This window comes from Desulfocurvus sp. (genome assembly GCF_023230885.1).
Lineage (GTDB): Bacteria > Desulfobacterota > Desulfovibrionia > Desulfovibrionales > Desulfovibrionaceae > Desulfocurvus.
Map to the genome: position 1 here is coordinate 1 of NZ_JALNWM010000226.1, position 5165 is coordinate 5165.

A 5165-nucleotide genomic window follows, 5' to 3' on the forward strand; every position below is an offset into this window, starting at 1 on the left:
AGGGCGGAGCCGTCGGGGCTCCGCAGGCCCTCGTCCAGGAAGGGCAGCTCCGTGTCCACCACGAACACGTCGGGCCGGGGCTCGCCCTGGGCCGCGCGGCGCAGGGCCGCGCCGTCGGCCGCAAGGACCACGCGCCAGCCCCGGGCGGCGAACTCGCGCGCCAGGAAGCTGCGGATGCGCGGGTTCTTCTCGGCCAGGGCCACCAGGGGCGCCCGCAAGCTGGACTCGGCACTGCTCATGGCCCACGGAAAAGCAACGCCCGTGCCAGGGGCAAGGGGTTCGCCCAAATAATATAAAGAATTGAAAACAAAGGGATTAATTGCCGGAGATGCGCGATGGAGCCAGCCCGGCGGAGCGCCGGGGGGCCATAGGGTGTCAGGATTCTTTACACACTGTAAACGGGGCAGGGATACAGGACGGCGGAGACACGCAGCCCCGGGCAGGCCGCGGGCGGGACAGGCCACCCTGCCCCGGCCTGCCTGCCCGGGAGGAGGAAACGGAAGGCTGCCCCCGCCCTGCCCGCCCGCGCGGGGCCGTCGTGCGGGCCCGCGTCAACGGTATTGCACGGGACCGCCGCTGGCCCGGTGCGCCGGAATCCACAAGCGCCAGGGGTGTCCCCGCCCCTGCGCGGGGGCGCCGAACCTCTCGCGGATGTGGAAGGTGATGCGCAAGGTGTCCCCGCCCCTGCGCGGGGGCGCCTGTCCGAGCGCGTCGCGTATTGGTCGCGCCTTGGGCGCCCCCGGGGCGGCGGGCACGGGCGGCCGGGGGGGAGAGGAGCCGCGAATGGACGGGCCGCGCCCTCAGCCGCCCAGGGAGCGAGCGAGCATCGCCAGCCCCAGGATGAAGACCAGCACGGTCAGCAGCGAGCGGTAGCCGTCGTCGCCCAGGCGCAGGTAGAGCCGCCGCCCGGCCAGGACCCCGGCGACCATGAACGGCGTGCAGACCAGGGCCAGCCGCAGGGGCTCGGGGGTGATCAGCCCCTGCCAGGCCTGGGCCAGGATCACGAACAGCCCCGTGGTGCAGAAAAAGCCGACCAGGGTGGCCTTGACGCGGTCCTTGTCCCAGGGTTGCAGGGACACATAGACCAGGATGGGCGGCCCCTGGGAGCTGAGGGCCCCGCCCAGGCACCCGGCCGCGAACCCGGCCGCGGCCATCCACAGCCGCCCCACCCGGCGCGGCACCGGGCGCGCCAGCCACTGGTACAGCGCGTAGAGCACCAGGAGCGCCCCCAGCGAGCCCTGGAGCCAGGCCACGGGCAGCGCCGTCAGCAGCCACACGCCCACCGGGATGCCCGGCAGGGTGGCCACGGTCAGCGGGACCACGCTCTTCCAGTCGGCCCGGAAGCCGTGCTGCCACAGGATGAGCAGGTTCAGCACCTGGGCGAGCAGCACCAGGGCCACCACGGCCACCCGGAAATCCACGAGCAGGGCCAGGATGGGCAGGGAGAAGAAGACGAAGCCGAAGCCCGCCGTGCCCTGGATGAAGGCGGCGACGAAGATGATGGCGGCGATGGCGGCGGTGGTGGCGGACAGCATGGGGGCGGGCCTCGCGGGGGCGGTGGACGCGCGGGAGGCGGAACGCGCGCCGCGCACCGGGGGGTCATAGCCTTCCCCGCAGGCGGAGTCCAGCGCCGGGCGCCCCTTTTTCCCCGCACGGCTGGACAGCCCGGCGGATTTGGTTCTACACCGGTGCGGGGGCCCCGCCGGGGCGCATCCACCCCGCCAAACCAGCCGGAAAGGGACACATGCCAGACCACGCCAGCACCCCAAGCCCCCTGCGCAGGCGCTTTGTCGTCACCGGCGCCGTGCAGGGAGTGGGCTTTCGGCCCTTCGTCCATCGCCTGGCCCGCGAGCACGCCCTCACGGGCAGCGTGCGCAACACGCCCGAGGGCGTGGCCGTGGAGGTCCAGGGGCCGTCCGGCGCCGTGGACGCCTTCGGGCACGACCTGCTGCACCGCCTGCCGCCCCTGGCGCGCATCGTCTCCTGCGCGCGCGCCGAGCTGGAGGCCGTTCCCGGCGAGACGGCCTTCGCCATCCTGGCCAGCACGGCGGGCCAGGGCCACAACGTGCTCATCAGCCCCGACACCGCCACCTGCGCCGACTGCCTTGCGGACATGGACGACCCCGCCGGGCGGCGCCACGACTACCCCTTCACCAACTGCACCAACTGCGGCCCGCGCTACACCATCACCCGCAGCGTGCCCTACGACCGGGCGACCACGTCCATGGCCTGCTTCCCCCTGTGCCCGGACTGCGCCCGCGAATACGCCGACCCCGGCGACCGGCGCTTCCACGCCCAGCCCAACGCCTGCCCCGTGTGCGGCCCGCGCCTGTGGCTGGCCGATGCCTCGGGCCGCGAGCTGGCCAGCGGCGGAGAGGCCATCGCCGCCGCCGCCCGGGCCCTGGCCGGGGGCGCCCTGCTGGCCATGAAGGGCCTGGGCGGGTTCCACCTGGTCTGCGACGCGGCCGACGCCCGGGCCGTGGCCCTGCTGCGCGAGCGCAAGCACCGCTACGGCAAGCCCCTGGCGCTGATGGTCGCCGACCGGCAGGCCGCCCGGGCCCTGGCCCGGCTCGACGCCCCGGCCCTGGCCCAGCTCACGGCCCCGGCCCGGCCCATCGTCCTGGCCCCGGCGCGAAGGCCCTCGCCCCTGGGCCCGGCCCTGGCCCTGCTTGCGCCCGACACCCCCGAGCTGGGGCTGATGCTGCCCTACACGCCGCTGCACCATGTGCTCTTCAAGCGCTACGCCGAGGCCCGGGCCAGGGCGGGCGCCCCCGGGCAGCCCGACGGCCCCGGGGCCCCGCCCTGCCCCCCGGCCCTGGTCATGACCTCGGGCAACCTGAGCAGCGAGCCCATCTGCACCGGCAACCGCGAGGCCCTGGCCCGGCTGGCGGGCGTGGCCGACATCTTCCTGCTGCACGACCGCGACATCCTCGTGCGCTGCGACGACTCGGTGCTGCGCGTGGTGGACGACGGCGCGCCGGACGGCCCCGGGCCGCAGTTCCTGCGCCGGGCGCGCGGGTTCACCCCCGCCCCGGTGTTCCTTTCGCGCCCGGGGCCCACGGTGCTCGGCGCCGGGCCGGAACTCAAGGCCACCCTGTGCCTGACCAAGGGCGACCAGGCTTTCGTCAGCCAGCACATCGGGACCATGGAAAACCTGGAAACGAGCGGCTTCTATCAGGAAATGGCCGCGCACCTCCAGGACGTGCTGCGCGTGGAGCCCGGGGCCGTGGCCCACGACCTGCACCCCGACTTCATGACCACGGCCTTCGCCCGCGAATACGCCGCCGCGCGGGGCCTGCCGCTCTTCCCCGTGCAGCACCACCTGGCGCACATCCACGCCGTCATGGCCGAAAACCGCTTCGACGGCGCGGTCATCGGGCTGGCCCTGGACGGCACGGGCCTGGGCGAGGACGGCACCCTGTGGGGCGGCGAGTGCCTGTTGGTGGACAACCAGGAGCCCTGCCACGAGCGCCTGGGGCACTTCAGCCCCGTGCGCCTGCCCGGGGGCGAGGCCGCCATCCGCGAGCCCTGGCGCGTGGCCCAGGCATTCCTGCACGCCCTGGGCGTCGCCGAGCCCCGGGGCCGCCCCTGGCCCTGGCTGGCGGCCCACGGCCCGGCCTCGGCCCTGGTGGCCCGGATGCTCGAACGCGAGCTGAACAGCCCGCTGACAACGAGCTGCGGCCGGCTGTTCGACGCCGTGGGCGCCATGCTGGGCATCAAGCTCGTGGCGGCCTACGAGGCCGAGGCGGCCATCGCCCTGGAGAGCGCGCAATACGGCCCGGGCGGCCAGGACGACGAGTCCGGCTACGACGTGCCCCTGCGCGGCGCGGCCCAGCCCGCCCAGCTCGACACCCTGGCCCTGTTCGCCCAGGTCCTGGCCGACTGGGAGGCCGGGGTGCCCGCCGGGACCATCAGCCGCCGCTTCCATCTCGGGCTGGTGCGCGGGCTGGCGGACATGGCCGCCGCCTTCGCCGCCGCCACGGGCCTGGACCATGTGGCCCTGTCCGGCGGGTCCATGCTCAACCGCACCCTGGCCACCCTGCTGCCCCGGGCGCTGCGCGCGCGCGGGCTGGAGCCCCTGGTGCACCGGGCCCTACCCCCGGGCGACGGCTGCATCAGCCTGGGCCAGGCCGCCCTGGCCCTGCGCCTGCTGGAGGGCGGCCCGGGCGGAACCTGCCACGGGCATTTGTCAACGCCAGTGTAAACATGATAGGGTCGCACCGGGAATACGCAAAAACCGATAACCACCCACCCCGGAGCCGCCATGCGCCGCGCCCTCTGCATCCTGCCGCTCCTGGCCCTGCTGCTGGCGCCGGGCCTCGCCGCCCCGGGCGACGCCCCGGCCCGCGTGGTGACCCTGGCCACCCTGGACTGGCCGCCCTACGTCGGGCCGGACCTGCCCGCCCAGGGCTGCGTGGCGGCCGTCGCCCGGGAGGCCCTGGCCCGCTCGGGCCTTGAGGCGCGCTTCGTGTTCCTGCCCTGGCGCCGCGCCCGGGAGGCGACCCTGGCCGGGCACTACGACGGCTATCTGCCCGCCTACGCAGACGCCGAAAGCGGCCGCAAAGCCCTCTGCACCCGGCCCTTTCCCGGCGGCCCGCTGGCCCTGTTCACCCGCTCGGAATCCGAATGGCGCTATACGGGCATCGAAAGCCTGCGCGGCCTGCGCGTGGGCGTGGTCCTGGGCTACAGGAACACCCGCCAGATCGACCATACGCCCTGGCTCGCCCTGAACAGGAGCCCGGACGACCTGACCAACCTGCGCGCCCTGCTGGCCGGGCGGGTGGACGTGGCCGTGGCCGACGCCTATGTGGCCGCGCACCTGGCCCCGGAACTGGCCGGGGAGAAGTGCGACCTGCGCCTGGCGGCCGTGCTTGAGGAAAAGGCCCTGACGGTCTGCTTCCCCCGGCTGCTGCCGGACCACGAAGCCCTGGCGCGCGCCTTCGCCCAGGGCATGGACTCCATGCGCGCCGACGGCACCCTGGAACGCCTGCTGCGCGAACACGGCTGCGCCGCGCCAGCCCCCCGCATCCCCTGCCCCTAGCCGACCGCGGGGAAAACCAATCTTAGCGGACCGTTCAGGGGGGCGGGCGGCAAGGGCGCGGAAGAGTCCAGGGGCGCGGCGGACCTCATGCGCACAAGGGGCCTGGATTTTCCGGCGGCGCAGC

General features: G+C 74.5%; 3 protein-coding genes and 1 pseudogene. 2 read left to right on the forward strand and 2 right to left on the reverse strand.

All coding sequences use genetic code 11. The features are described 5' to 3' along the window. Positions 1 to 239, reverse strand: a pseudogene (locus M0P34_RS13550) (hypothetical protein); the annotation flags it as partial. 561 nt (positions 240 to 800) lie between these two features. Beyond that, positions 801 to 1535 carry a sulfite exporter TauE/SafE family protein gene (locus M0P34_RS13555; RefSeq protein WP_291500046.1) on the reverse strand — a complete coding sequence of 245 codons (735 nt, stop codon included), beginning with the start codon at positions 1533 to 1535 and terminating at the stop codon, positions 801 to 803. 209 nt (positions 1536 to 1744) lie between these two features. Here M0P34_RS13555 and M0P34_RS13560 point away from each other — a divergent pair, with 209 nt between their 5' ends. Together M0P34_RS13560 and M0P34_RS13565 are read left to right on the forward strand one after the other, a co-directional pair. Further along, a complete protein-coding gene (locus M0P34_RS13560) occupies positions 1745 to 4204 on the forward strand; it encodes a carbamoyltransferase HypF (RefSeq protein ID WP_291500048.1) in 2460 nt (819 codons plus the stop codon). 60 nt (positions 4205 to 4264) lie between these two features. Beyond that, the gene (locus M0P34_RS13565) at positions 4265 to 5041 is read left to right on the forward strand and encodes a transporter substrate-binding domain-containing protein (protein ID WP_291500050.1); all 777 of its coding nucleotides are present in this window, start codon (positions 4265 to 4267) and stop codon (positions 5039 to 5041) included. The last annotated feature ends 124 nt before the right edge of the window (positions 5042 to 5165 follow it).